This is a genomic window from Cyanobium sp. BA5m-10 (assembly GCF_024346255.1).
GTDB classification, from domain to species: Bacteria; Cyanobacteriota; Cyanobacteriia; order PCC-6307; family Cyanobiaceae; genus Cyanobium_A; species Cyanobium_A usitatum.
The window spans coordinates 21,201-45,100 of sequence record NZ_JAGQCP010000021.1 but is presented as its reverse complement, the minus strand read 5'-3'; the positions used below and the strand labels follow the sequence as shown (position 1 = coordinate 45,100).

28 protein-coding genes and 1 pseudogene are annotated in these 23,900 nt (G+C 61.9%); 13 read left to right on the top strand and 16 right to left on the bottom strand.

Annotated elements, in window-relative coordinates; all coding sequences use genetic code 11:
* A pseudogene (locus tag KBY85_RS08945) lies at positions 1-188 on the top strand (photosystem II q(b) protein); the annotation flags it as partial.
* Positions 189-391: 203 nt separating this feature from the next.
* On the opposite strand, the gene KBY85_RS08940 reads toward KBY85_RS08945, so the two are convergent.
* On the bottom strand, positions 392-826 hold the full coding sequence (locus KBY85_RS08940) for a MerR family transcriptional regulator (protein WP_254961153.1): 435 nt from the start codon (positions 824-826) through the stop codon (positions 392-394).
* Positions 827-869: 43 nt separating this feature from the next.
* On the opposite strand from KBY85_RS08940, the gene KBY85_RS08935 reads away from it, so the two are divergent.
* The 7 genes from KBY85_RS08935 (at position 870) to chrA (ending at position 6,648) form a co-directional block, all read left to right on the top strand.
* Entirely contained in the window at positions 870-1,565 is a 696-nt protein-coding gene (locus tag KBY85_RS08935; protein ID WP_254961151.1) for a DUF305 domain-containing protein, read from the top strand.
* A 56-nt stretch (positions 1,566-1,621) separates the two neighbouring features.
* Entirely contained in the window at positions 1,622-1,843 is a 222-nt protein-coding gene (locus KBY85_RS08930; protein WP_254932079.1) for a DUF3721 domain-containing protein, read from the top strand.
* Positions 1,844-1,849: 6 nt separating this feature from the next.
* Positions 1,850-2,125 (top strand): hypothetical protein, encoded by a 276-nt coding sequence (locus KBY85_RS08925; RefSeq protein WP_254932078.1) that lies wholly within the window; start codon positions 1,850-1,852, stop codon positions 2,123-2,125.
* Between the two features lie 233 nt (positions 2,126-2,358).
* Complete coding sequence (locus KBY85_RS08920; protein ID WP_254961150.1) at positions 2,359-4,461, top strand: copper-translocating P-type ATPase; 2,103 nt, start codon at positions 2,359-2,361, stop codon at positions 4,459-4,461.
* Positions 4,461-4,916, top strand: a complete 456-nt coding sequence (locus tag KBY85_RS08915; RefSeq protein WP_254932076.1) for a cupredoxin domain-containing protein — start codon at positions 4,461-4,463, stop codon at positions 4,914-4,916. Before KBY85_RS08920 ends, KBY85_RS08915 begins: the two co-directional genes overlap by 1 nt.
* Before the next feature lie 88 nt (positions 4,917-5,004).
* A complete protein-coding gene (locus tag KBY85_RS08910; RefSeq protein ID WP_254961149.1) occupies positions 5,005-5,130 on the top strand; it encodes a DUF433 domain-containing protein in 126 nt (41 codons plus the stop codon).
* Between the two features lie 171 nt (positions 5,131-5,301).
* Positions 5,302-6,648: a chromate efflux transporter gene (chrA, locus tag KBY85_RS08905; protein ID WP_254961148.1), complete on the top strand. Its 1,347-nt coding sequence runs from the start codon at positions 5,302-5,304 to the stop codon at positions 6,646-6,648.
* An 87-nt stretch (positions 6,649-6,735) separates the two neighbouring features.
* Here the strand turns inward: chrA and KBY85_RS08900 are convergent, their stop codons facing one another.
* Complete coding sequence (locus KBY85_RS08900) at positions 6,736-8,358, bottom strand: mechanosensitive ion channel family protein (RefSeq protein ID WP_254961147.1); 1,623 nt, start codon at positions 8,356-8,358, stop codon at positions 6,736-6,738.
* A 594-nt stretch (positions 8,359-8,952) separates the two neighbouring features.
* Here KBY85_RS08900 and KBY85_RS16075 point away from each other — a divergent pair.
* Both KBY85_RS16075 and KBY85_RS08890 read left to right on the top strand, forming a co-directional pair.
* The gene (locus KBY85_RS16075) at positions 8,953-9,603 is read left to right on the top strand and encodes an SGNH/GDSL hydrolase family protein (RefSeq protein WP_396121839.1); all 651 of its coding nucleotides are present in this window, start codon (positions 8,953-8,955) and stop codon (positions 9,601-9,603) included.
* Between the two features lie 655 nt (positions 9,604-10,258).
* Positions 10,259-10,621 carry an AbrB family transcriptional regulator gene (locus KBY85_RS08890; RefSeq protein ID WP_254930509.1) on the top strand — a complete coding sequence of 121 codons (363 nt, stop codon included), beginning with the start codon at positions 10,259-10,261 and terminating at the stop codon, positions 10,619-10,621.
* A gap of 825 nt (positions 10,622-11,446) precedes the next feature.
* On the opposite strand, the gene KBY85_RS08885 is transcribed toward KBY85_RS08890, so the two are convergent.
* Positions 11,447-11,905: a hypothetical protein gene (locus KBY85_RS08885; RefSeq protein WP_315859531.1), complete on the bottom strand. Its 459-nt coding sequence runs from the start codon at positions 11,903-11,905 to the stop codon at positions 11,447-11,449.
* A gap of 299 nt (positions 11,906-12,204) precedes the next feature.
* On the opposite strand from KBY85_RS08885, the gene KBY85_RS08880 reads away from it, so the two are divergent.
* Positions 12,205-12,903, top strand: coding sequence for a cupin domain-containing protein (locus KBY85_RS08880; RefSeq protein ID WP_254961146.1), 699 nt, complete (start codon positions 12,205-12,207; stop codon positions 12,901-12,903).
* Positions 12,904-13,023: 120 nt separating this feature from the next.
* Positions 13,024-13,467 (top strand): EamA family transporter, encoded by a 444-nt coding sequence (locus tag KBY85_RS08875; RefSeq protein ID WP_254930507.1) that lies wholly within the window; start codon positions 13,024-13,026, stop codon positions 13,465-13,467.
* Between the two features lie 125 nt (positions 13,468-13,592).
* Here the strand turns inward: KBY85_RS08875 and KBY85_RS08870 are convergent, their stop codons facing one another.
* From KBY85_RS08870 to KBY85_RS08815, 13 genes are all read right to left on the bottom strand, one after another.
* Positions 13,593-13,904 carry a hypothetical protein gene (locus KBY85_RS08870; protein WP_254961145.1) on the bottom strand — a complete coding sequence of 104 codons (312 nt, stop codon included), beginning with the start codon at positions 13,902-13,904 and terminating at the stop codon, positions 13,593-13,595.
* 509 nt (positions 13,905-14,413) lie between these two features.
* Positions 14,414-14,920 carry a Coq4 family protein gene (locus tag KBY85_RS08865; RefSeq protein ID WP_315859532.1) on the bottom strand — a complete coding sequence of 169 codons (507 nt, stop codon included), beginning with the start codon at positions 14,918-14,920 and terminating at the stop codon, positions 14,414-14,416.
* The gene (locus KBY85_RS15960) at positions 14,872-15,093 is read right to left on the bottom strand and encodes a hypothetical protein (RefSeq protein WP_315859533.1); all 222 of its coding nucleotides are present in this window, start codon (positions 15,091-15,093) and stop codon (positions 14,872-14,874) included. Before KBY85_RS15960 ends, KBY85_RS08865 begins: the two co-directional genes overlap by 49 nt.
* A 275-nt stretch (positions 15,094-15,368) precedes the next feature.
* Positions 15,369-15,626, bottom strand: a complete 258-nt coding sequence (locus tag KBY85_RS08860; protein ID WP_254961144.1) for a hypothetical protein — start codon at positions 15,624-15,626, stop codon at positions 15,369-15,371.
* A 32-nt stretch (positions 15,627-15,658) separates the two neighbouring features.
* Positions 15,659-16,837, bottom strand: coding sequence for a cell wall metabolism sensor histidine kinase WalK (locus KBY85_RS08855; protein WP_254961143.1), 1,179 nt, complete (start codon positions 16,835-16,837; stop codon positions 15,659-15,661).
* A complete protein-coding gene (locus KBY85_RS08850) occupies positions 16,818-17,510 on the bottom strand; it encodes a response regulator transcription factor (RefSeq protein WP_254930511.1) in 693 nt (230 codons plus the stop codon). The genes KBY85_RS08855 and KBY85_RS08850 overlap by 20 nt, the downstream gene beginning before the upstream one ends.
* Positions 17,511-17,553: 43 nt before the next feature.
* Entirely contained in the window at positions 17,554-18,249 is a 696-nt protein-coding gene (locus tag KBY85_RS08845) for a winged helix-turn-helix domain-containing protein (protein WP_254961142.1), read from the bottom strand.
* Positions 18,246-18,893, bottom strand: a complete 648-nt coding sequence (locus KBY85_RS08840) for a Crp/Fnr family transcriptional regulator (protein ID WP_106633013.1) — start codon at positions 18,891-18,893, stop codon at positions 18,246-18,248. Before KBY85_RS08840 ends, KBY85_RS08845 begins: the two co-directional genes overlap by 4 nt.
* A 77-nt stretch (positions 18,894-18,970) precedes the next feature.
* Positions 18,971-19,744, bottom strand: coding sequence for a hypothetical protein (locus KBY85_RS08835; RefSeq protein ID WP_254961141.1), 774 nt, complete (start codon positions 19,742-19,744; stop codon positions 18,971-18,973).
* Complete coding sequence (locus KBY85_RS08830; RefSeq protein ID WP_106633011.1) at positions 19,704-20,066, bottom strand: biopolymer transporter ExbD; 363 nt, start codon at positions 20,064-20,066, stop codon at positions 19,704-19,706. The genes KBY85_RS08835 and KBY85_RS08830 overlap by 41 nt, the downstream gene beginning before the upstream one ends.
* Positions 20,063-20,449, bottom strand: coding sequence for a hypothetical protein (locus tag KBY85_RS08825; protein ID WP_254961140.1), 387 nt, complete (start codon positions 20,447-20,449; stop codon positions 20,063-20,065). The genes KBY85_RS08830 and KBY85_RS08825 overlap by 4 nt, the downstream gene beginning before the upstream one ends.
* Positions 20,449-20,931: a MotA/TolQ/ExbB proton channel family protein gene (locus KBY85_RS08820; protein ID WP_254961139.1), complete on the bottom strand. Its 483-nt coding sequence runs from the start codon at positions 20,929-20,931 to the stop codon at positions 20,449-20,451. Before KBY85_RS08820 ends, KBY85_RS08825 begins: the two co-directional genes overlap by 1 nt.
* Before the next feature lie 106 nt (positions 20,932-21,037).
* Complete coding sequence (locus KBY85_RS08815) at positions 21,038-22,714, bottom strand: peptide chain release factor 3 (protein WP_254930499.1); 1,677 nt, start codon at positions 22,712-22,714, stop codon at positions 21,038-21,040.
* 66 nt (positions 22,715-22,780) lie between these two features.
* On the opposite strand from KBY85_RS08815, the gene KBY85_RS08810 reads away from it, so the two are divergent.
* On the top strand, positions 22,781-23,800 hold the full coding sequence (locus KBY85_RS08810) for an amino acid ABC transporter substrate-binding protein (RefSeq protein ID WP_254961138.1): 1,020 nt from the start codon (positions 22,781-22,783) through the stop codon (positions 23,798-23,800).
* Positions 23,801-23,900: the final 100 nt, after the last annotated feature.

Below are 23,900 nucleotides of genomic sequence, written 5' to 3'. Positions count from 1 at the left end.
ACGGTTTCAACTTCAACCAGTCGATCCTCGACGGCCAAGGCCGTGTGGTGAACACCTGGGCAGACGTTCTGAACCGCGCTGGTCTGGGTATGGAAGTAATGCACGAGCGCAACGCTCACAACTTCCCCCTTGACCTTGCTGCTGCTACTGCCACACCCGTGGCACTGACCGCACCTGCAATCGGTTGATAGTCAACAGCCCAGCTACGGCTGGGCAATAACGGAATCCCAAAAGCTCCCTTGAATAAGGGGGCTTTTTTGTTGCCTGGGTGGTTGGGCTTGGCTCCTTCAGTTCTGGCCAGATCGCTGTGGTCCCACCAGGGTGTCGCGCGGTTTAGCTGTGTTGCCGCCCAGCAGCAGATCACCCCTGGCGCCGGCAGCACGTTTCTCCTTCAGATGCCTGCACTTACTTGAGCTGGCCTGCCGCCGCAGCTCTGCCAAGTGCTGAGCAGTCCGTTTAGCTCGGCATGGAGGGATTTCAAATCGACAATCCGCTGCTCGATCTCGCCGGCCTTGCCGCGGATCGTGGCCTGCAGGTTGTCGCAGGTGCACATCCCCGATCGGCGGGCCTCCAGTACGGCTTTGATTGTGGGCAGAGGGAGCTCGAGCCCCCGCAGGGTGCGGATCAGGGCCAGTTCTCCATACACCGACGCATCAAAAAGCCGGTAGTGCCCCTCACTGCGGCCTGATGGTCGCAGCAGTCCCTGATCGCAATAGAAGCGGATCGTTTTTACGGAAACGCCCGAGTGGGCAGCTACCGCTCCGATCTTTTGGGGCTCCTGGGCCGGCAGCTCTGGCGGTTGTAGTGCGGCCACTTGACTCTCCACCAAGAGGAGACCCCATCGTAGGAACACAGCCAACTTCCTACCCATGCGTTCCCTCGCTGCATCGCTATTACTTGCTGGGATCTGGACCGCCCCGGCCCTGGCCCAGGGCGATCCCCACAAGCACCATCACCAGCATCAGGCGGCCCCTGCTGCCGCTTCCCCCAGCCAGGCACACGCCAGCCATAGCCATGACGTCGGCCCAGCCGGTGCCACCTACGACCTGCGCTGGCTCGACGCGATGGTGCAGCACCACACCGGTGCGCTGCGGATGAGTGAGTTTGTGTTCAACATCGCCCACCCCGGGGTGGGCGCCCTAGCCAACAGCATCTGGCGCGAGCAGGCCCGCGAGATCAAGGCGATGGCCCAGTGGCGCAAGGCCTGGTATCCAGAGGCGCCGGTCTATCCAGTGGCCCTCAGGCCGGGCGGTGATCCCAACTCCATGAGCAGCCTGGAGCGCATGGGCGCTGCCCAGATCCAGGCGATGCAGATGATGGGCTCCACCCCCACCAAAGCCAACCGGTTGGTGTGGTTTCTCGAGGGGATGATCGCCCACCACGGCGGTGCCCTGCAGATGGCCCACGACGCCCTCAACAAGAGCAGCGATACCACCGTTCGCCGGCTAGCGCGAGAGATCATAGTGGCCCAGCGCGCTGAAATCATCGAGCTGCGCCGCATGCTGCGCCTGGAGGGATTGATCAAGCCGGAGTACAGCCAATACGACGCACTCTTTCGCTTCTAACTCTTTTAATCTAACTCTTTTAATCTGACTCTTTCGATCTGATCAATTCACCTCTGATGGATCTCTTCTCCATGAATAGCCGCATGGCACTGATCGCCCTGGCGCTGGCGGCAACACCGCTGACCAGCCACGCCCACCCCAAGGGCCTTCATGACACCCAGCAGCAGGCCGAGCAAAGGGCCAAGGAGCTCGGCTGCACAGGCACTCACCAGAACAGCGGTAAGTGGATGCCCTGCAGCAATGAGGCAACCCTGCACCAGCAACTGCGTCACCACTAAACCGCCATGCCTTTTTTGCCTAAAACTCGCTGGCGTCAGCTGCACCGCTGGGTAGTGCCGATCGCGGCGGCACCACTACTGCTCACCGCCGCAACCGGCTCGCTCTACAGCCTGCTGCTCGAGCAGGGAATCGACGCCTTCTGGCTGCTCAAGATTCACTCCGGTCGCTTTGGCCCGCTGAATCTGCAGCCCTATTACTCAGGGCTGCTGGGGCTGTTCACGCTGGTGGTCATTGGTTCCGGCATGGCCCTGCTGATTTCAAGCCGCAGGGCTAGGGCCTGAGTGCTGGAAATCCACACGGACAACTTCGAGGTAATCAACCTGCAGCCCTATTATCCGGAGATTATTTTACTCGGAGACAAGTGTAATCCACTTGCTACATAACTGAGCTCAAAGGAGAAATATCAAGAACCAGAATAGGAAAATCACGGGATATGGCTCTGCATCGAACTGGACATCACTAGCTTGAAGAGATAGCTCCGCGCCAACGCCAGGCCTCTGATGTCACGCACACAATGAGCGCCCCCTCCCTCGGCCCACCCTGCTGCCCTGCCGAGGGACCAGCCGTTTCGGCAGACGGTATGGAGCGGGAGCTGGCCCGGGAGCGCACCCTGCTGCGCCGCAAGGTCAGCGTTGCTGCCGTCCTCACCGTCCTGGTGATGGGCTCGAGCCTGCCCCACATGTTGGGGCTTCACAGCCTTCCGTTACTGCCTTTCTGGTTCACAAGCCCCTGGACCCAGCTGATCCTCACCACACCGGTGTTGTTCTGGTGCGGGCGTGACTTCTTCACCGGCGCCGTCTCGGCCTTCCGGCAGCACTTCGCCGACATGAACACCCTGGTGGCGGCCGGCACCGGCATCGCCTACCTCACCTCGCTGTTCACCACCCTGTTCCCCCAGGTGCTGATCGCGGAAGGCCTGCCCGCCGACGTCTACTACGAAACCGTGGCGGTGATCCTGACCCTGGTGCTGCTGGGCCGGCTGCTGGAGGCCAGGGCTCGCGGCCAAACCTCAGAAGCGATCCGGCGGCTGCTGCAGCTGCAGCCCCCCAGCGCCCGGGTGCTGCGGGATGGACAACCGGTTGAAGTTCCGGTGTCGATGGTGGTGGTCGGTGACCTGGTGCAGGTACGTCCCGGCGAAAAGATCCCGGTGGATGGGGAGGTGAGCGAAGGCAGTTCCTGGGTGGAGGAGTCGATGCTCACCGGTGAACCCACCCCCGTGGCCAAAGCTGCCGGCGATGCCGTGATCGGCGCCTCGATGAACCGCAGCGGCAGTTTCACCTTCCGAGTCAGCCGGGTGGGGGCCAACACGGTGCTGGCCCAGATCGTGGAGCTGGTGCGCCAGGCCCAGAGCTCCCGCACCCAGCTGCAGCGCCTGGCTGATCAGGTGGTGGGCTGGTTCGTGCCGGTGGTGATCGCCCTGGCTATTGCCGCCTTTGTGGTCTGGTTCCTGATCAGCGGCAATCCCGTGCTGGCGATGCTGTTTCTGGTGAGTGTGCTGGTGATCGCCTGCCCTTGTGCCCTGGGCCTGGCCACCCCCACTTCGATCATGGTGGCCTCCGGCAAGGGGGCAGAGAACGGCCTGATCTTCCGCAGCGCCGAAGCCCTGGAAACGGCCGGCAAGCTGCGCACCATCGTGCTCGACAAGACCGGCACCCTCACCCGCGGCCAGCCGGAGGTGACCGATTTTGAACGGCTACCCGGCGGCGTGCTGCCGGCCGACACCCTGCTGGCCCTCACGGCAGCGCTGGAATCCCGCTCGGAGCATCCCCTGGCCGAAGCGATCACGACCTATGCCCGCAGCCAGTTAAATTACGGTGCACTGCCTGCGCTCGAGGGCTTCGAGGCCGTGGCCGGGCGCGGCGTGCAGGGGGTGGTCGCCGGCCAGCAGGTGCGGGTCGGCACCCCCCGCTGGTTCGAGGAACTCGGCATCGACACCGTCGCCCTCCAGCCCCTAGTGGAGCGTCTTGAGGCCGCTGCCTGGAGTGTCGCGGCCGTGGTTGTGGACGGGCGGATCGAGGCCTGCTTCGGCGTGGCCGATCCCCTCAAATCCAGTTCAGCAGCCGCCGTGGCCGCCCTGCGGCGTCTGGGTCTGCAGGTGGTGATGCTCAGCGGCGACGCCAAGCGCACGGCCGAAGTGGTGGCCGCCCAAGTGGGGATCGAGCGGGTGATCGCCGAAGTGCGCCCCGCCGACAAGTCCTCGGTGATTCGCAAGCTGCAGGAGCGGGGTGAGGGCCCGGTGGCGATGGTGGGCGACGGCATCAACGACGCCCCAGCCCTGGCCCAGGCCGATGTGGGCATCGCCATGGGCACCGGCACCGATGTGGCGATCGCCGCCAGCGACATCACCCTGATCTCCGGCAACCTGGCCGGCGTGCCGGCAGCGATCGAGCTCAGCCGCGCCGCGATGGCCAACATCCGCCAGAACCTGTTCTTCGCCTTCGCTTACAACGTGGCCGGCATCCCGATCGCCGCTGGCCTGCTGTTTCCGCTCACCGGCTGGTTGCTGAACCCGATGATCGCTGGCGCCGCCATGGCCTTCAGCTCGGTGTCGGTGGTGAGCAATGCCCTGAGGCTGCGGAACTTCCGCCCCGCGCGCCTACCTCTTCCAACCACCTGATGCTGATCCTTGCTGCCGCAGCGCCCCTCTGGCGCACCATCGATCAACCCGTGGCCCTCAAAGGGCTGGTGGCCATGGTTGGCTTGCTTCTCATCGCCTGGCAGCTCTGGTGGTTCCTGGGTCGCCATGGCGGTGGCGTGGCGGCCCGCCAGAGCGAGGCAGGCTTGCAGGAGATCACCATCGTGGTGGATGGCGGCTATGCACCCTCACGAATCAAGGTGAAGGCCGGCCAGCCGATGCGGCTTGCCTTTCATCGAGTCGATCCGAGCAGCTGCTTGGCCCAGGTGATCTTCCCCGACTTCCACAAAAGCCTCGATCTGCCCCTTGATGCCACCACCAGCCTGGAGTTGCCCCCCACAAAAGCCGGCGTCTATCCCTTCCACTGCGGCATGAACATGGTGCGCGGAGTGCTGGAAGTGGAGTTAGGGACGAGGGTGTCCCAGGTAGCTGGCTAAAAATAGACACGAGCCAATTTGCGCTCATAGGCTGCCAACGCTGAAAAGCAACAGCCCTCGACAGATGGCCTGGGCATGCAAAGCGAGCTTGGATGTTCCGCGGAACCAGGTTCGCGGCACCAGGGTCCCGGTGGCTGCCCTGTTTGAAAACCTGGAAGACGGGGTCTCCATGACCGAATTCGTTGAGTGCTTCCCCGGTGTGCAGTTGGAGTAGGTCCGCTTTGTGCTGGAGTATGCCGCCCGCATTACACCAGCGGCCCTATCTCGATGAGGCGGTGCTGCTCAAGATCCGCAGTCGCCATGGGGTTAGGCCCGCCGCCGCTGCCCAGACTCCTTTGCGTTGAACTGTGCGTTGATATTGATCGTGCCCCCATTGCCCAAGCCCGTGACCACTGGATCCGTCAGCCCTGTCAGCCTCGCTGAGGCCTCGCGCTTCTGGTTCCAGCTGGGCTGGGTGAGCTTCGGCGGGCCGGCCGGGCAGATCGCCCTGCTGCATCGCGAGCTGGTGGACCGGCGCCGCTGGCTCTCGGAACGGCGCTACCTGCACGCCCTCAACTACTGCATGCTGCTGCCGGGGCCGGAGGCCATGCAGCTGGCCACCTACCTGGGCTGGTTGATGCATGGTGTTCCCGGTGGCCTGATCGCCGGGGGGCTGTTCGTGATCCCCTCGGTGTTCGTGCTCACGGCCCTGGCCAGCATCTATGCCCTCTGGGGGCAGCTGCCCCTGCTGGCCTCGGTGTTCGCCGTGGTCAAACCGGCGGTGCTGGCAATTGTGCTGATGGCCGCCTGGCGCATCGGCCGCCGCACCTTGCACACGCCCCTGCTGGTGGCCCTGGCGGTTGCCGGTTTCCTGGCGCTGGCACTGCTGGATCTGCCCTATCCCGTGGTGGTGATCAGCGCTGGCCTGATCGGCCTTGGCGCCGCCCGTTGGCGGCCCAACCTGCTGGTGGCGAGCAAGCCCCACGGGGCTGGATCGAGCGACTCCAAGCAGGATCGGCCTGGCGCTCTTCACGACGATGACTCCGCCTCGCCCGACCATGCGCGCTTTTCAAAGCGGCGGTTGGCGGTGACGCTGCTGGTATGGGCCCTGGTAATGCTTGTGCCCCTGGCCGCTCTGGCGAGCTTTGGCGGCTGGAACGGCACCCTGGCGCTGATGGCCCGCTTTTTCACGCGGGTGGCCCTGCTCAGCTTTGGTGGTGCCTATGCCGTGCTGCCCTACGTGGCACAAGGGGCGGTGGAGCAGTTCAACTGGCTCTCGGCCAGCCAGATGCTCGATGGCCTGGCCCTAGGCGAAACCACCCCGGGGCCACTGATCATGGTGGTGGCCTTCGTGGGCTTCATGGGCGGCTGGAATCAATCGATCGCAGCTGGCTTAAGCCCCTGGCCCCTGGCCCTGGCGGCGGTGCTGGTGACGGTGTGGTTCACCTTCCTGCCCTCCTTCGGTTTCATCCTGGCCGGGGCACCGCTGGTGGAAGCCACGCGCGGCGACCTGCGCTTCGGGGCGCCGCTGAGCGCCATCACCGCCGTCGTGGTGGGCGTGATCGCCAGCCTGGCGCTTTTTTTCGCCGGGCCGGTGCTCTGGTCCGGCGGCATTTTCAACCCTTGGGCGGCAGTGGTGGTGGCGTTGGCTTTATTTGCGCAGCTGCGGCTGCGCTGGAGCGTGCTGCAGGTGATCGGTGCAGCGGCGGCCATCGGTGCAGTGCTGGCAGGGGTGGCAGCGCTATCAATTTGATCGACAGGAGAGACAACAAAGCCCGGAGCGTTGGTCCCGGGCATTTGCCTGCTCAGCCGAAAGCTGAACCAGCCCAGCGGACAGCCTTCAGCCGGCGGCGGGCGGAGTAGGGGTCGGGGTGCCAAAGGACTTGGAAGGCCAGGGAGGCACCGTGCTCCCGTTGCCGTTGCGCATGGCGTGGTAGCCGGGGGAGAGGATCTCAACGCCAGCGCCGGCGAATTGGTCCTGGATGGCCCCCAGCAGATCTGAGAGGGTGCTGCGGTAGGTGTCCACATCCACCACATAGGCGCTGAGCTCGTAGCTGATGTGGAAGTCGTTAAGTGAGGTCTGGAGCACGAACGGAGGGAGCTCCTGGCTGATGCCTGCGGTGGCGCCAGCCGCATCCAGCATCAGCCGGTGAACCTGGCGCCAGGGCACGTCGTACCCGATGGTGACGGTGGTGGCGATCACCACGGGCTGGGCGATCTCGCGACGGGCCAGGCTGTAATTGATGATCGAGGCCCCCAGCACGGTGGCGTTGGGGATGCTCACCACCTCGTTGCGGGGGGTGCGCAGGCGGGTCACAAGCAGGGCGGAGTCGTGAACGATGCCGACGGTGCCGTTGATGCTGACCCGGTCGCCCTCCTGGTAGGCCCGGGTGTAGGTGAGCATCAACCCCCCGATCAGGTTGGCGGCCACCGCACTGGAGCCCAGGGCCGCCAGCACGCCCACGAACAGGCCTGCCCCCTGGAAGGCCTTGCTGTTGGCCCCTGGGATGTAGGGGTAGGCGGCCACCACACCGAATAAAAGGATGCCGATGCCCACCAGCCGGGCTGTGGGCCGGGACCATTCCGGGTAAAACCAGCTCAGGCGAAGGTTCCCTTTCTCCACCGACCGGAACCAGGCGTTGCTCGCCCGCATCAGCAGCACGGCCAGACCCAGGATCACCGCCACGGAGATCAGGTCGGGGATGGCCCTCGAAACGGCCAGGGCACCGCTCACCACGAGGCCAGTGATCTGGCGCCGCAGGGTTTCGGAGAGGGCCTGGGTGGGGGGAAACAGCCCCAGGAAAAGGGGAATGGAGAGGTAGCTGACCAGCAGCAGCAGGGCCCCGTGCACGATTCGGCGCAGGGGATCGAGGAGGCTGCGCTCCTGATCGGCGGTGAGCCACTGGTTACCCCCCACCTGCAGCCCCCGGATCCGGTGGTTGGCGGGGTCGTTGATCCAGCGCTCCAGGCGCCGGTTGAGGGCGATCTGGCCTCGCAGCCACAGGATGTAGAAACCCAGGGCGAGCAGGGCCAGCGCGCCCCCCCGCAACCAGTCCAAACGCCGGTGGGTTTGGCGGTGGCGCACGATCGCCGCGCGGATCTGCTCCAGGTAGCGCTGGGCCAGCTGCTGGCGGCTGAGCTGAAAGCGGGCCGCGTTGCGGTCATCCACTGAAAGGCGGGGCTCAAATATTTCTCCCCGCATCACGCCGATGGTGGTGTACGGCGGGTCCTCTTGCAGGACGATCTGATCAGGCTGGATCGAATCGTTGGCGGCCAGCTCGGCCAGCCGCTGGCTAGCCACCCTCGCCAACTGCGCTGGCGTCTGGGCGCCGGCGGCGACACGGATTTCAAGCACCCGGCGGCCATCCAGTTTGATGAAGGCCGGGCTGGGAGCGTCAGCAGCTCGGGTCAGGGGGGCCGCTACCAGCAACTGCGTCGCCAGCAGGGCGACCAGCAGGGGCAAAAGGAAGCGCGCCCATCTGGGGCGTGGGCGAAGGCCAAAGGGCTCTAAATGACCCACGATGCTTCTACTTGAACGTCAACGGACCCTATCTTCTCCTTCCCGATTGAGTTCCGATCACTTTGGGCCTCGAGCTGGCAAGGCTGCGCCATCTTCCTGGCTGCTCACCTGCCACCGGTCCAGTAAGAACGAATTGAAGCGATGGCCTGCCTGAGCAGCGAAAGGCTCAATGCAAATTCATTTCAGCAACCACTGCGAATGAAGGAACGGCTATGCGATGGGGGATTAACAGTGCAGTCCCTAGGAGGCAACATAAAACCTCCATGGCGACCCCTTCTAGCCCAAAGATTAAGGGCCTGTTTCAACAGCTCTACGTCTTCGGTGACAGCCTGACGTCCCATGGCGATATCGGCGGACCAATGGGCGTTTGCTCTGCTCAGCATCCACGTGACGTGGAACCCAGAAATTGAACCAGGCGGCGATGATCGCCGTGGATGGGGCCTGAGCCAGCCGGAAGCCTGCAACTTTGTCATTTGTGAAGCTGTCGCTGCCAGTTGATGCGGATGCGGCTAAGCAATCGTCAGGCCACGACCTGGAATGATTGTGACAAGAGAAAAATCAGTACTGTGCTTTGGTGACTCGAATACTTGGGGATACATACCGCTCACTGCAGGTCGCCTTCTTCGCAGGGAACGCTGGCCCGGAGTTCTGCAAGAATCCCTAGGAGAGTCGTATTACGTTATTGAAGAGGGTCTCAATGGGAGGTCTACAGTTTTCGATGAACCATTTCGAGACGGTCGAAATGCTCGCAACACAATTCTGGCGGTTCTCGAAAGCCACGCGCCGCTTGATCTGTTAATAATAATGCTTGGCACCAATGATTTAAAGCACCATCTAAATGCATCGGCTCATGAATCAGCGAGGGGCATCAGCGCACTCTTGCAGATAGCTATTAATAGCGCCACCAGTATCGATAAGGGCTCACCAAAAATATTAGTGATTGCGCCACCAAGGTTTGGAAATATGTCCGAACTCATGGCCCATCATTTCAAAGATGCAATGGCTCGCTCCGCTGAGCTGCCTGCTCAATACGAGCAATCATGCACCCAATTCGACTGCAGCTTTATCGACTGCAATCAGGTGGTGACTGTGGCAGAGGATGGCATTCACCTGGATGCCCATGGCCATCGCAAGTTGGCCTTGGCTCTTGCGCCGATAGTGAAAGCCTTGATAGGCGATGCGGCATAACATGGCGATGCTTGTATCGATTGGTTTTTTGCCATAGGGGCTCAAGCAAATGTTATAAGCATTCTTTTCACCGAGATAGCGCAGGATCAGCAAGCCAAACTCAGCTTCCGAAGCTCTCGAGCTGGAAATAGGCAGCTAAGGCATCAACGGCTGTTCAGGCACTAGCTACCTGATGAAAACCAACCCAACAGACAACCAGCCACACTTTTCCTAATGACGCCGCTGGTGTTGCTCCCTTTGCTCGGCACACATTAGGCGCCAAAGCTGCAGCAACTCAAGCGGGCAACCTCCCACCTTGGGCAGCAGTTGAACCGGCCGCTTAGCCATCTGCGTCCAGGCCATCGTCAGTGCCAACGTTCTCCGCCTCGGGATGCGGAATACCGGGATGCGGAAGCGAGTCTATGGCGCACCGGGGTGTGGCGTGTGCCTCTTATTTCCGAGCTCAAGAGTTGCTAATCCAGGGACACAGCTATCTCGATGGAAGCGGGGACGTAGACGCCTGTGAAACCGAGCTCTGACAGTGGCATTTTGCAATATCGCGAAGCCGCATTGATGGTTGACACTGGAGCCCGTGGAGGCAAAGCCTTGCCTGCCGATGTAGTGGATTGACACAGCATGTGGGCTTGGTATATTCAGGGGACCACGCCAATATCAGATGATTACCGGATCCGACCTGCTCGCCAAGGTCAAGGAACTGGGCGATGTCTCCAAGTCAGAGCTCGTGCGTGAGTGCGGCTATGTGAGCACCAAAAAAGACGGCGGCGAGCGCCTCAACTTCACCGCTTTCTATGAGGCCCTGCTGGGCGCTAAGGGTGTAAGCCTCGGCACCGATACCGCCGGAAGGGGCAAGGGTGGGCGCAGCCTTAGCTATGTGGCAACTGTTCAGGGCAACGGCAATCTGCTGGTGGGCAAGGCCTATACAGCCGTGCTCGACCTACTGCCCGGCGATGAGTTCGAGATCAAGCTTGGCCGTAAGCAGATCAAGCTGATTCCCCTGGGCAGCGCAGATGAGGAGTGAGCAGACACCAGCCGTGATCTCGTGCGCTGTGAAAACCGGCACCCGAAAATAGGTGCCGGCATAACCGCCTGCAATCCCTTGGTGGGGATACAACCACAACGATTGGCGCAGCGGAGTGGTCGCGCAAAAGGCGACGTATCCGCTGGCCTTCGGCGGAACGCTCATCAATGGCCTTGCGGCGTTCATTGGCCAACCGGAACATCAACGTGGGCAAGATATTGTAGGTGTGGACCGCCGTGGCCTCCTCAGAGAACAGGATCCGAGCCGTGGAAGGGAAAAACGGCTGAAGACCAGACCCGTAACCAACGCGGTCACGAACAACCCCAGCAAGGACTCGGCGGTGATGAGCAGATTGCTGTAAAGGCTTGTCGGAAACAATGCCCCCTAGCCGATCGAGCCCAAGGTATGGAGGCTGAAGAAAAAGATCCCCAAAGCTGGTAGCGGTTCCATCCACCCGTGCGATTCCCTGGGGATCGAGTACATAAAGACCCGCGACAAGCAGGCTGAGGAGCAGGTAGCCGGAGGCAACCAAGCCGAAAAAAAACTGGCCAGGGAACAGCCAGCAAAAGGTGATTAGGGTACCGCAAACGCCGGACCCAGTTCGCCGGATTCACGGCCGAAACGATGCCACCGTGCTTCTGAAGCCGCTCCTGCCCTGGTATTGAAGGCTCTCCCTTGATCGGTCCCCGCGGTTTACAAGATCTGCGCCCGTGCCAACCCGCCCCACTCGGCTGGAGCGCACGAAATGAAAACTCAAGCCATAGCGTTCCAGAGCAGGCAACCAGCCCCCGGCTCTGGTGGGCAGGCACCTTTAGCCAGTTGTAGTCAATGCTCGCTAACGCAGCTGTAGTGCTCAGCGTTTCCGCGCAATTGTGCGAATTCCGGGTGATCTGGATCAAGGGCCTGCCACCACCAGCGCCCATCGGAGTAACTGGCAATCCCAGCATTATTGGTACGTGGTAATTGCAGACTCAGTTCGCGCCAGCGCAGCACCATGAAGGCTCCAGGCACTGTGTCGTCGTTGCTATTGGGGATATCTACAGCATCCACAGACCCGTTGAAGGCGATTGCATCCAGCGAGTCGCCCTCACAGAGGAAATGCTGCGCGGCGCCACTGCTGGCATATGCGCTTGGCGCCGTCAACAGCATCAACAGGCTCATGGCAATGGCAACAATCTCTCTGCGCAATTTCCTTTCCCTTATGGCAGTCAGGTGCGATTCACTTTGGCAGTTAATGGGCGCATCGTCATCAGACGTCGGCATGGACCGGCTGGCAAAGGTCACGCCTCTCTAGCCAGAAGCCAGCACAAACAGAATAAGATCCATTTTGGTGAATCAGTGAGCAGAAGTGGGATCCCCTTGTGGGCGCCTCGAAAATTAAGGGATTTGCCAGCCTCAGCAACCGTTGTATTTCAGTCAAGAAGGATTCCAGATAGGGCTGCCGATGTCACCATCACCTGGCTACAGGTGGGCCATGGCAGGACGTAAGCAGGCAGGTCAGTCACGTCACCTGCAGCGCGACTGGACTAGAAGACTGCACCACTAGCGACTAGTTTCAACCTTTAGGGGCCAGAATCCAACTTATGGAGCTCCATGCAGACCTCAGTCAGCGGGCGGTGCTCGACACCAATGCTCTCAATTGGAACCAAACCCCTATGGCGGGGGTGGAGCGGCGCCTACTTGATCGCAATGGCGGCGAGGTAGCCAGGGCAACCTCGATCGTGCGCTATGCCCCAGGCAGCCACTTCGAGCGCCATCTTCATGGCGGCGGCGAAGAGATCCTGGTGCTGGAGGGCACTTTCTCAGATGAACAAGGCGACTACCCAGCCGGCACCTACCTGCGCAACCCCGCTGGCTCCAGCCATGCTCCATTCAGCGAAGCGGGCTGCACCATCCTGGTCAAGCTGCACCAGATGCACCCGGCAGATCAGCAGCAGCTGGTGAAAAACACCAATAAAGAAGCCTGGATTCCAGGACTGGTCAGGGGGTTGGATGTGCTGCCGCTGCACGCCTTTGGCTCTGAACACCTAGCCCTAGTGCGATGGGCCCCGGGAACGGTGTTTCAGACCCACAGCCATCCAAGTGGGGAGGAGATTCTGGTGCTCGCAGGCGTATTCAATGACGAACACAGCACCTATCCGGCTGGCAGCTGGCTGCGCAATCCGCCCGGCAGCGTGCACAGGCCATGGAGCGAAACCGGTTGCACGATCTGGGTTAAAATCGGCCATCTACCGGAGACGATTGCTCCGCAGAGCCCCCTGATGCACGAATCAAAGAGGTGACTTCCTTCCTGAGACAGGGGGAGACACGCTGCATAACATTGCAGGTTTGATAGCTCACAGTTCAACAGAGATACTTGGCTAGAATGAAACCAGCATGACCGATACGGAAAATAAATTCAAATGAGCCCGTTTCCAGCCCTACCCCTTTGGCTTACATGGGCTTTACTTTCAGCAATTTTTGCTAGCGCTTCTGCCGTACTCGGCAAAGTAGGACTTGAAAACATTGAGGCCGACCTAGCCACCCTTATCCGCACAGTGGTCATATCAATATTCTTGCCGTTGCTAATCATTGCAACCGGCAAATGGAGCAATCCATTTGAACTATCACAACAGACTTGGGTATTCATAACCCTGTCCGGCATTGCCAGCGGCCTGTCTTCCTTCTGCTTTTTTAGGGCATTGAAACAGGGAGATGCGTCATTAGTGGTGCCCATTGACCGCCTCAGCTTGCTGTTTGTCGCCCTTATCGGATTCGCCTTTCTTGGCGAACGCCCCTCAGCTACTGGCTGGACAGGACTATTGCTCATCGCCGGAGGAGGATTGCTGTTATCACTAGCCGAATAAATTCCAAAATAGATTATATTATTAGCCGCAGCCAATCATATTAGCCGCCAAGCTGATAAAATTAAATGCATCATTTCCCGATGCCCAAATACGCTGGCAACATCAAAGCCCAAGAGAATGCGACGCTACTCTTCAGTGTTACCCTCAACCTTTCCAAAGACATTACCCCATACATCACCCTTGACATCCCCCCAAACGCTTCCCTCAACATTGCCATTAACATTACCTAAAACATGGCGGCCAACATTTGCACCAACATCACGTCCGACATATCCTTCTACACTTCCTTCAACGTCTCCATGTATATCACCGCGAACACTGCCCTGAATGCTACCGGTAACGTCCCCCCAGACATTTGCATTGACTTGGAGAATACGAAGCTTGCCGTCTACAAGTCCAAAAGTGACAAGCTTATTGATTTCCTCGATCTCAGACATTCTCTTAGATACTAAGTGAGTAGTGCAGCATAGACCATGGAGAGGATTGCCAAAACATTATTCTCCGTGGCTACGATCCCACTGCAGCGTCAAAGTAGGTTGCTCCACGCAAGCTATTACTAGCGGATGACCAACCAGTTCAGAAGAAACGCAGGCTGATATCAAGCTCCTTAGTAGGGGATAGCGCTCCACCATCGCTGCGTATTCAGGTGAATTGCGATAGGAGTGCTCCAGAAGCCGGTAGTCCTGATCTGGCTGCATCGCACCAGCGGGAGCGCCATACAGAATCGAAGAGGGCTCTGCCTTGTCTAGGTCCGCTTCAGGATCGATTGGCCTAAGACTCAATTTTTCGGTTGACATGGACATATTAAGTGGGTGCGCTCGGGGCTGCTTCAGAGGGCTCCTTTACAAAACTGGCGCAGCGGAAAGGCAATTGAGCCTGATGTCAGGGGGATCAAACAGAAGCAGCTGACTCAGTGGTTCCGCTGGAGGGGCCATAAGCCTCATTTCTAGGCAGCCAATCCATAGGCCGCGCCATCAGCCGGATCATTTATTCCCAGCTCCAGGCGCCAATCGCCAACGGACCGCTCCCAGCCCACCTCCCACCGGGCCGCTATCAAGCAGTGGGCCTGATGGCCGATCGCCATGCCGTGAGCCACCGCCTTGGCTAGTTCCTCATAGCGCTGCAGCTGAAGGCGGAAGCTGGCTAGTTGGCCGGCGGTGGTGAGCAGCACATAGGCGGGAAAGCCGATTTGGGCGGCGGTGATCGCCAGCACGCCGCTTTCGCCTGCTGCTGAGGTGCCAAAGCCACCCACCACATGGTGGATGTCGTGGGTGGTGGCTACCCGTTGGGTGAGCCATTGGGCCTCGCTATCAATCGGGCGCGGCCGGAAAAATTCCGGGTCGTAGTTGAGCCGGCGGATCAGCTCGGCGTAGCTGCGGCCCAAGCTCCCCACTGGAAGCTGGATCAGCCGCTCGATGTCGGGCTGCAGCGGCGGATAGCGCTGCTCGAGCATTTCCGCTCCACCAGCCACCGCCTTAAGCGCCTTATCGAATCGACCATCTGGGGACTATCGATCATGTTGTCGAGCAGATCGGCTATCGAGTTCAGATCGCCGCCACTGCGACCTATCGCGGCAAGCAGTTTGAGGTTGTTGGCCGCCCGCAGCAGCGCACCAAACCGCGACATAAACCAATCTCAACTGCCTCCAGTATGACTGATACTTTCCACCTTCACGAGCAAGTGGTGGAGCAGTGGACAAAAGGCTCAAGGATTCATACGAACACGAACCGATCTATTATATTCAAAATTCGAGATCATTCCATCTGGTGAGACGATAACCTCCAGTTTCCAGAGTGGCCGCTTTGCGCTAAGTCGTCCGACCAGGAGGAACACCAAGAGACTGGTAACGATATCCCCTAGAGCTGGACTTGTGGTGGCCTTCGCCATGATCCCTGAGGCGCTCAGGCTTGCTCCCACTCAATCTTCACCACATCTAGCGGACCGCGGCCGCCGCGATTCAGCTCAGTGGCGGCTCGCAGGGCAGCTTCGTGGGTATGAAAAAGAAAGGCATCAGAAGTGCTATCAACATCGACGAGTCGCTGATCCTCGCCGGCAATGGCCAGAAATGTGCCATCGCTAAGACGCTTCAGGGCATATCGCTCAGCCTGGGTGCAGTCCATCGGATGGGATGGATCAATCTCGGGAGCCCAAAAATGCATGGCTTCAAGCCCTTCGCCTATACCTAATAAACCTAGCCAGGGCTGACGCTGTCGACTACGCCCGGCAGGATCATCTCAAGCACGGCGCCGCCTTCAGCCTGGTTGCTCGCCTGGATCCGTCCGCCGTGGGTAACGGCGATCTGCTGCACGATCGACAAGCCCAGGCCACTGCCGATCCGGTTACTTCGGGCCCGAGATGGATCACCTCGGTAAAAGCGTTCAAACAGATGGGCTAGGTCTTCTTCGCTAAGCCCGGGTCCCTGATCAGCCACGCTCAGCTGGCACCACTCACCGCGGCGATCAAGGCTGACCCGCACCACCCCACCATCGGGGCTGTAGCGCAGGGCGTTATCAAAAAGGTTGAGCAGGGCCCGGTGCAGGCGGGAATTGTCGCCGCTCAAACGCAACTGCGCTGGTGCAACTAGCTCAAGAGCTATCTGGCGTTGATCTGCCAGCGGCCGCACGCTGGCCCATACCTGCTCCACCAGCTGGGGCAGATCCACCACCATGGCCCGTGGGCCCGTGCCCGGCAGGGTGTTTTCCAGGCGGGAGAGCTCCAGTAGGTCGCCCACCAGCTCCTGCAGCCGCAGCAATTCCCGCTGCAACCGCTCCACCAGTCGCGCATTCTGGCTAGTTACCTGGGCAGCGAGGCTATCGCCCACCAGCAGCAGGGCGGTGAGGGGGGTTTTCAATTCATGGGCCACATCACTAACCCAGCGCTCCTGCTGCTCGAGCTGGGCATCAAGGGAGCGGCGGCTCTGCAGTTGCACCACCAACCAGCCATCTCGTCCCGGCACCACCATGGCGTCTAGGTCATGGCCGCCGGAGTGCAATTCCAGCCGCTGGGGGCGATCCTGGCGGCGGGCGATGCGGATGCTGCTGGCCAGGCCTGGATCTGGGTAGACATCACCGAAGGGTTGGCTTAGCAATAGGCGGCCGGCATCAAGCTGCAAGATCCGCTCCGCCCTTGGGTTGATATGGCCGATCAGGCCTTGGCGATCCAGCAGGATCCAGCCAATGGCGGCGGAATCCATCCAGCTCAGCAGTTGCCGGGCTGGGGGCAGGGGGCGGTTCAGGCCAGCTCGACGCCGCCAGGAGGCCCCTCCACGCCTGCTAAGGGGGCTGATAAGTGGGCTGGCAAGCAGGCCTAGCCCTATCCCCAGGCTCAACGCAAACAGCAGCTCAAGGGCTCTAGCCAAAGCGATAACCAAAACCCCGCACCGTAATCAGATGCACCGGGGCTGATGGACTCTCCTCCAACTTCTCCCGCAACCAGCGGATGTGCACATCAACGGTTTTGCTATCGCCAATGTAGTCGATACCCCAAAGTTGCTCCAGAAGCTGATCGCGGCTCCAGACCCGCCGTGGATTTTGCATAAACAGCTCCAGTAATCGATATTCCTTCGGCGATAGGTTTACCTCCACTCCGTCCCGCGTCACCCGGCATTCGTCCTGGTAGATGCAGAGGTTGGCGTGCTCCAGCACCTTGGCCCGGCTGGCTTGGCTAGATGAGCGCCGCAGCAGGGCCCGGCACCTGGCCACCAGCTCCCGCATGCCAAAGGGTTTGACCAGGTAGTCGTCGGCACCCACCTCGAGCCCCAGCACCCGGTCGGTTTCGGTATCGCGGGCACTCACCACCAGGATCGGCGTTTGGTTGCTGTGTTGTCGCAGCTGCCGGCAAACATCCAGCCCGCCCAGCCCCGGCAGCATCAAATCCAGCACCACCAGGGAAAATTGTTGGCCATCGGGCGCCTGCTGCAGCATTTGCAGGGCGTCGCGGCCATTGCCACAGGCCTGGACGCTGAACCCCTCCAGCTCCAGGGCTTCGCGAATCGTTTCGCGAATCGTTTCGTCGTCTTCGACTACGAGCAAGGAAGGCTGCATGTCGCCATTCTCGCCGGCCAGCTCAACCCCCCAGAACGTTGCTTCAACCACAGCGGTAACCCTGGCCACGAACCGTGGTGATCAAGCTGGGTTGGGCGGGATTCTCCTCCAACTTGAGTCGCAGCCAGCGGATGTGCACATCCACGGTCTTGGGATCGAGCTCCACGGCCTCGCTTTCTCCCCACACCCGAGCCAGCAGCTCATCGCGACTCCAGATCCGGCGTGGATGCTTCAAAAAGAAGTGAAGCAGTCGAAATTCCCGTGGTGACAGGCTCACCTCGGCACCATCGCGGCACACTCGGTGTTCCTCCACAAGCATGGAAACCCGGCCGCAGCGCAGGGAAAGCGAGTTTTCCGAGCCGAGTTGGTGGCGGCGCACCAGGGCCCGGCAGCGGGCCAGGCATTCCGCCAGTCCAAAGGGACTGGGCAGCACGTCATCGGCGCCGTCCTCGAGGCCCCGTACCCGGTCGGTCTCGGAGACTCCAGGGCATAGCAGCAGCACCGGAATCGGCGTGCGGGCCGTGCGTACCTGGCGGCACAGCTGTCGGGCAGCTTCGCCCAGGCTGCCATCCAGCACAAGCAAATCCCAGTTGAAACTTGGCCCCAGCTTGGAGGTCGCCTGCTCTGCATCAGTGCAAACGGTTACTTCGTAGCCCTCATCGCCAAGCTTTTGATGCAGGCAGGTGGCTGCGGTGCAGTCGGAGTAAACGAGCAACAGCCGTATGGACGGCTGATTCATCGATGCTGGTTGCGCTGCTGGGGGAGATGGCTCACCACCAGTCGCCGCTGGCTATCGATGTGGAGCCAGCCCTCATCGCGCAGGGCGCCGAGAATCCGGGTAACGGTGACCCGGGTGGTGCTGAGGGTGCTGGCCAGCTCCTGGTGGGTGAGCTTCACCTGAAGGCGCAGACCCTGTTCACAGGGCTGGCCGTAGTCGTTAGCGAGCAACTCAAGGAACCCGCGCACCCGATCTTCGATGCGGCGCAGGCCGAGCAGGGCAAGCAGGGCCTCACTTTGGCGGTAGCGAGAGGCCATGCCCTGAAGCAGGCCCATAGCCAGATTGGGTGAGCGCTGAATTTCTTCGCAGCTGACGCAGAGCAGGTCGCTATCTACCAAGGTGTTGGCCGCATAGGCCTCAACATTGGTGAGGGGATCGCCGAAGGGCTCGTTAGGGCCGGCTAACCCCAGCAGCAACTCATCACCATGGATCGAAATCGCGGTGAGTTTCACCATGCCCCGCACAACCAGCCAAACGCTGCGCTTAAGCAGGGGCACCTGGCTGCCCGCCGCAAGGTGCACCAAACTGCGCTTCTCGTAGCTGGTCTCAAGCAGATCGCGGAAGCTATCGCTGCGACCCGGCTGAAGAGAGGGCGTGAACACCATCGTGGAGCAAGCCAGTGGGCTGGCACAACGCTATGGAGCCAGCTGCGCTGCCAAGCAAAGGCTCGGTAGTCCCGGGTTTAAGACCCGGTTAGGGCGGGTGGAGGTGGCGTTGGTGGCCCCAGCAAAGCCCCCCGCAACAGCCAGAGGCTCTCGCCCTGCTGCCAGAAGAGCCAAAGCCGATATCCATCTATTAAGGAGCGGCCATGGAGCTCAGCGAGGGCCAGGGGCGCGGCGGCGCTCGGGCTGCTGAGGCGCAGGCTGATGTCTTCGGGCAAGGTGCCCAGGCTCGCTGGTAATTCCTGCTCCTTGCCTCCATCCCATAGGGCTAGAAGGGCACGCTCCTGGCCGGGAAGCAGCCACCACTGGCGCCGCTGCAGGGCAACCAAGGCGGCGCCAGCTTCCCTGGGCCGCCCACCCGTAGCCACTTGCCGGGCCAGGCGAAATGCCTCGCTGGGCTGGCGCGGCAGGCCTGCGGGATTGATTTTAGTTGGCGGCCCGCTAGCGGCGGCAAAGGGCTGGCGGCGGCCCTGCTCGCTTTGGGAGTCGCCGGCGAAAGCACCAGCGGGCAGGCTGGAGGGTGGCGGAGGCGGCAGGCCTGCCAGACCTTGCAGCGGAATCGTGGCCAGGGAGCTAGTCGTGCCAAAGCCTGAAGCCGTGCGGCTCCAGCGCAGCAGGGTGGCCGTGTCCTCTTCCAGCACGGCCCGGCGAGCGCGGCGGCCATCGCTTCCGGGCTGGGGCAGGGCCATCAACAGCAGCAACTGGCAAATAAGGGCGGCCAGCAGGGCAGGAGCCCAGCGCCGCACCATCGGCTCAGCCAGCTTTGGGTGTAGGTGCAGGAAGTTGGATTTCAAGGTGCAGTGGCAAGGAATCGAGCTGGCTGAGCAGGCGGCGGACGTCACCCCAGGGGGTGTCGGGATCGGGCACGATCCGCAAGCGATTCGCCCTGCTGCGCAGGGCCGGTGCGGCAAGCAAGCGCCGCAGCTCGGCGGCGGCAATGGGCTGGTTCCAGAGCCTCAGGCCACCGTCGGCAGCGAGGTGCAGGCTGATTACCCCCTGGGCCAACGGGCGCTGCAGCCTCACCTGGGGCAGCAGCAGCAGGCCCAGGGAAAAAGCGCATAGAGCCGTTGCCAGCAGCGCATGGGAGAAGGGTTGCAGCAGCCAGGCTTGCTTCACCGCATTCCTCCCGGCCACTCCACCAGCACCGGCAAGCGGGAGTGGTGCTGCAACCAATCGAGAGAGGCGGCCACCTCAGCGCTGGCCAAGCCAGCCGAGGGCTGGAAACGCACAGCCACCACCGCGGGCGGGCGAGCCTGCAGTTGGCGAAGCAGGCCCTCATCCGCTTGGGGGGCACCGTTGAGAATCCAGCGGCCGGATGCGGCGCGGGCCACAACCAACACATCACCGCCGCCAAGGGCGGGCTCGGGGTGCACTCTCAGGTTGGCTTGCTGCACCAGGCTGGGCAGGGCAGCAACTGCCAGCAACACGGTGATGCTGGTTGCCACCAGGGGCACCAAGGCGGTTAAGAGCCCTGGTTGTGCGGCGCTTGGCTGCTGCATCAGGGGTTGGCGCAATGACGCAACTGCCAGCGGCGCAGCCCCTGGTTGAGCAACAGCAACGCCATCGCCACAAAAGTGATCTGCAGACCAAGCAGGGTGGGAAGCAACACGTCGCCGTAGCCGGCCAAGGGAGCACCGGGCGGCAGCAGCAGCTGGCTGCCTAGTTGCTTCAGCACAGCCATTAAGCCAGCCGTCGTGCCGATCAGGCCCAGCAGCGGAGCCAGCACCACTGCTGCCTGCAGCAAGGGCTCACCCCAAGTCATCTGGTGGTCACAGTCGTCAAGCAACTGAAGGCGGAGCTCCGCAGAAGGTGCCTGCGCCAGCGCCGTACGCAGCTGCCGCCAGGAACGGCGACCACGGGCAAACCAGCGCCACCAAAACGCACAGCGATCAAATCCCACGGTGAATACCGCCACCGATAAAATCAGCAGGTGCACAGCTACCGGACCGCAGGCCTTCCACAGAGACAGGAAGGAAGCCATGGCTCTTGCCGAATGGAGTGAGGATATGGAGCGCTTGGGGGCACCGCCGGTATCGCCCCTGCTTGACATGGGCTCGGGCGCCTGCACGGATTAAAGGGTGATCGGCTTAAAGATTGATCGGCTCCACTCCGCTCACCACCGGCGCCACGGCGCTCAGCTCCAGTTGCGGGTGCTCCTCCGCCAGCTGACCCAGGTTCCAGCTGTTCTTGAACAGCAGCACCGGCCGGTTCCAGGCATCCCGCACCGTCTTGCAATTAAAGATCCGCCCCACCTGCTCCAGCGCTGGCCAGCCGCCGGCCACCCAGCGAGCTACCGCAAAACCGAGCGGTTCAAGCCGCGTCTGCACGCCGTATTCGTGCTCAAGCCGGTATTGCACCACCTCCAGTTGCAGCTGGCCCACCGCCGCCAGGATCGGATCGCGCTTGCTTTCATCTGTGTCGTAGAGGATTTGCACCGCCCCCTCCTCGCGCAGCTCATTGACACCCTTGCGGAAGCTCTTGAACGCCGATGGATTGGGGTTGCGCAACCAGGCAAAGATCTCCGGCGAGAAGCAAGGAATCCCCTCGTATTCCACCTTCTGGCCCAGATAGAGGGTGTCGCCAATGGCGAACATGCCCGGGTTATTGAGGCCGATCACATCGCCGGGGTAGGCGTCCTCCACCACCTCCCTGTCCTGGCCGAACAGCTTCTGGGGGCGCGATAGGCGAATGGCCTTGCCGGTGCGGGCGTGCTGCACCGTCATGTCCTTCTCAAACTTGCCGCTGCACACCCGCACAAAGGCCACCCGGTCGCGGTGACGCGGATCCATGTTGGCCTGCAGCTTGAATACAAAGCCGCTGAAACCGGGGCCGATCGGATCGATCTCACCGGCATTGCTGGCGCGGCCCACCGGCTTCTGGGCCAGCTCCAAAAAGGCATCAAGAAACGGCCGCACGCCGAAGTTGGTCATCGCCGAACCAAAGAAAACAGGGGAGAGCTCACCGGCGTGCACCAGCTCCAGGTCGAGGTCGGCACCAGCCCCCTCCAGCAACTCCAGTTCCTCAAGGGCCTGAGCCAGGAGCTCCGGCTCCACGGCCCCCGTATCGCGGGCTTCCTGCACCGTGAGCAGCTTTTCCTCGCTCTGGCGGCCGCGCTCGGCGCGCTGAAACAGGATCACGTCGTGGCTGCGACGATCGATCACGCCGCGAAAACGATCGCCGCTGCCGATCGGCCAGTTCACCGGCCAGCAGGCCAGACCCAGCTCCTGCTCGATCTCATCGAGCAGCTCAAGGGGCTCGCGCCCTGGCCGATCCATCTTGTTGATGAAGGTGAAAATCGGGATGCGCCGCATGCGGCACACCTCAAACAATTTGCGGGTCTGGGGCTCCAAGCCCTTGGCCGCGTCTTCCAGCATCACCGCGTTGTCGGCGGCGGCCAGCGTGCGATAGGTGTCTTCTGAGAAGTCCTGGTGGCCGGGGGTATCCAGCAGGTTGATCGTGCTGCCCGCATAGTCGAACTGCAGCACCGTTGAAGTGATCGAGATGCCTCGCTGCTTCTCCAGCTCCATCCAGTCGGAGGTCACCTTGCGCTGCTCCCCCTTGGCTTTCACGGCGCCGGCCTGCTGGATCGCGCCCCCGTAGAGCAGCAGCTTCTCTGTGAGGGTGGTCTTGCCCGCGTCGGGGTGGGAGATGATCGCAAAATTGCGGCGGCGACTCACCGCCTCGGCGAGGGCCTGCAGTTCTGGAGTGCTGGTGGCGTGGGGATCGTTCAAACCGCTCTGGGGGGCCGATTCGGTGCTGGGCATCGGCACAGCCTGACAGGCAAGAGCCAGCTCACGCCCACCTGGCTAGCCCCCAGCCTCCTGCTGGCAATGGCCCTCGCCGGCTCAGGCTGCTCCGCTCCGGAAAATCATCGCGGCAGCTCAACGATGGCGCTGATCCGTAACCGGGGGCAGCTGATCTGCGGCGTTGAGGGCACGATGCCAGGCTTCAGTTGGCTGAGCCCCAGCAACCGGGAACAGGGGCTAGATGCGGACCTCTGCCGCGCCGTAGCGGCCTCCCTTCTGGGGGATGGGGAGCGGGTGCGCTTTATTCACCTCAGTGCCGCCGAGCGGTTCACGGCACTGGGGAGCGGCGAGGTGGACCTCTTGGCCCGCAACACCTCGATCAGCCTGAGCCGCGATGCGGCAGGGGGGAACGCCATCAGCTTTGGGCCCATCGTCTATTACGACAGCCAGGGATTGCTGGTGCCGGTGGCCAGCGGTGTCCGTGCCGCCGCCGATCTGGCAGGCCAACCCATCTGCGTGGTGACGGGCACCACGACGGAGCAAAACCTGGCGGACTGGGGACGGCGCAACAGCATCGCCATCACGCCGCTCAAATTCCAAACCCACGACCAGAGCCTCACCGCCTACCTGCAGGGCCGCTGCACAGCCGTGACCAGCAGCAGGGCACTGCTGGCAGCCCGCCGCAGCACCTTCCGCAATCCCCAGGCGCACAGGCTGCTGAAGGAGGAGCTCAGCCAGGAACCCCTAGCTCCAGCCACCCGCCAGGGAGATCCCGGATGGGCCGATGCGGTGCGCTGGATCGTCTACGCCCTTATCCGCGCGGAGGAGTTGGGCCTGACCCAGGCAAACCTGAAGGCGGAAGCGGCGGCAGCACAGCGCGATCCCCGCCGACTGGAGCAGCGCCGGTTTCTGGGAGTGGGGGCCGACCTTGGCCGCCAGCTGGAGCTACCCGCGGATTTCGGCGCCCGAGCGGTGGCTGCGGTTGGAAACTACGGCGAATTGTTTGAGCGCCATCTGGGGCCGAGCACCCGCCTGGGATTACCGCGAGGTCGGCAACGGCTGGTCGACGATGGCGGTTGGATCCAGGCGCCACCCTTCCGCTGAAAACCACGAAGCGTCTTCAGGTGGGAGGGTCAGGTAAGGGGGGCAAAAAGTATCACCGCTAGCGCTGGCCCCCTGGACAACCACGATCCCAAAAGCGTTA

What these genes read in the sequence shown, in the direction of transcription:
- KBY85_RS08935 (WP_254961151.1), top strand. Translation starts at nt 870, where the DNA reads ATGCGTTCCCTCGCTGCATCGCTATTACTTGCTGGGATCTGGACCGCC.
- KBY85_RS08930 (WP_254932079.1), top strand. Translation starts at nt 1,622, where the DNA reads ATGGATCTCTTCTCCATGAATAGCCGCATGGCACTGATCGCCCTGGCG.
- KBY85_RS08925 (WP_254932078.1), top strand. Translation starts at nt 1,850, where the DNA reads ATGCCTTTTTTGCCTAAAACTCGCTGGCGTCAGCTGCACCGCTGGGTA.
- KBY85_RS08920 (WP_254961150.1), top strand. Translation starts at nt 2,359, where the DNA reads ATGAGCGCCCCCTCCCTCGGCCCACCCTGCTGCCCTGCCGAGGGACCA.
- KBY85_RS08915 (WP_254932076.1), top strand. Translation starts at nt 4,461, where the DNA reads ATGCTGATCCTTGCTGCCGCAGCGCCCCTCTGGCGCACCATCGATCAA.
- KBY85_RS16075 (WP_396121839.1), top strand. Translation starts at nt 8,953, where the DNA reads ATGATTGTGACAAGAGAAAAATCAGTACTGTGCTTTGGTGACTCGAAT.
- KBY85_RS08890 (WP_254930509.1), top strand. Translation starts at nt 10,259, where the DNA reads ATGATTACCGGATCCGACCTGCTCGCCAAGGTCAAGGAACTGGGCGAT.
- KBY85_RS08880 (WP_254961146.1), top strand. Translation starts at nt 12,205, where the DNA reads ATGGAGCTCCATGCAGACCTCAGTCAGCGGGCGGTGCTCGACACCAAT.
- KBY85_RS08875 (WP_254930507.1), top strand. Translation starts at nt 13,024, where the DNA reads ATGAGCCCGTTTCCAGCCCTACCCCTTTGGCTTACATGGGCTTTACTT.
- KBY85_RS08870 (WP_254961145.1), bottom strand. Translation starts at nt 13,904, where the DNA reads ATGTCTGAGATCGAGGAAATCAATAAGCTTGTCACTTTTGGACTTGTA.
- KBY85_RS08865 (WP_315859532.1), bottom strand. Translation starts at nt 14,920, where the DNA reads ATGCTCGAGCAGCGCTATCCGCCGCTGCAGCCCGACATCGAGCGGCTG.
- KBY85_RS15960 (WP_315859533.1), bottom strand. Translation starts at nt 15,093, where the DNA reads ATGTCGCGGTTTGGTGCGCTGCTGCGGGCGGCCAACAACCTCAAACTG.
- KBY85_RS08860 (WP_254961144.1), bottom strand. Translation starts at nt 15,626, where the DNA reads ATGCATTTTTGGGCTCCCGAGATTGATCCATCCCATCCGATGGACTGC.
- KBY85_RS08850 (WP_254930511.1), bottom strand. Translation starts at nt 17,510, where the DNA reads ATGCAGCCTTCCTTGCTCGTAGTCGAAGACGACGAAACGATTCGCGAA.
- KBY85_RS08845 (WP_254961142.1), bottom strand. Translation starts at nt 18,249, where the DNA reads ATGAATCAGCCGTCCATACGGCTGTTGCTCGTTTACTCCGACTGCACC.
- KBY85_RS08840 (WP_106633013.1), bottom strand. Translation starts at nt 18,893, where the DNA reads ATGGTGTTCACGCCCTCTCTTCAGCCGGGTCGCAGCGATAGCTTCCGC.
- KBY85_RS08825 (WP_254961140.1), bottom strand. Translation starts at nt 20,449, where the DNA reads ATGCAGCAGCCAAGCGCCGCACAACCAGGGCTCTTAACCGCCTTGGTG.
- KBY85_RS08820 (WP_254961139.1), bottom strand. Translation starts at nt 20,931, where the DNA reads ATGGCTTCCTTCCTGTCTCTGTGGAAGGCCTGCGGTCCGGTAGCTGTG.
- KBY85_RS08815 (WP_254930499.1), bottom strand. Translation starts at nt 22,714, where the DNA reads ATGCCCAGCACCGAATCGGCCCCCCAGAGCGGTTTGAACGATCCCCAC.
- KBY85_RS08810 (WP_254961138.1), top strand. Translation starts at nt 22,781, where the DNA reads ATGGCCCTCGCCGGCTCAGGCTGCTCCGCTCCGGAAAATCATCGCGGC.